We start from the raw sequence: 610 nt of genomic DNA on the forward strand, positions 1-610 counted from the left end.
GGGAGGTGGCTGTTAAGCACCACTCGCACACAATTTCGGCTTTGGACTAGGGTGCTCGGCCTCGTCGTCGGCGGAGCAGAAGGCCAATCAAGGTATGTCGAAGAAGCGCGTTCACGAAATCGCCAAGGAGCTCAAGAGCCACGGGATTGAGCTCGACAATAAGGAGGTCGTGACCGAGCTCGCCGGGCTGGGTTACGACGTCAAGAGCCACTCGTCCTCGCTGGACGATGACCAGGCCACCGCCGCGGTCCAGAAGATCCTGGACAAGCGCAAGCCCAAGCAGGCCGCTCCGCCCGTTGCCGCCAAGGGCTTCGTGGTGCGCCGCAAGGTCGGTCCTCCCGCGGGCGCGTCCGCCCACGAGAACCAGGACGCCTACGCTCAGGCGAACGAGCCCGCCTACGAGCCGGAGTCCGAGCCGCAGGGCGCGGCTTACATGGAGCCGGAGGCCCCGCAGGCGCCTGTCGCCGTGGAGCCGCCGTCCACCACCGTGGAGCAGGCCCCCGTGGCCCGCGCCCCGGAGGCCCCGGCCGTGACGGCCACGCCGCCGGAGGCGACCGTCGCCTCCATCGCCGCCGCCCCGGAGGCGCCGTCGGCGTCCGAGGCTCCGGCC

General features: G+C 70.3%; 1 protein-coding gene. It reads left to right on the plus strand.

Annotation, left to right across the window (positions count from 1 at the left end; translation table 11 throughout):
- Positions 1-94: 94 nt before the first annotated feature.
- The coding region (locus tag D7Y11_RS42835) for a translation initiation factor IF-2 N-terminal domain-containing protein (protein WP_199753982.1) at positions 95-610 on the plus strand (516 nt) is incomplete at its 3' end.

Source organism: Corallococcus sp. AB018, from assembly GCF_003986945.1.
GTDB classification, from domain to species: domain Bacteria; phylum Myxococcota; class Myxococcia; order Myxococcales; family Myxococcaceae; genus Corallococcus; species Corallococcus exiguus.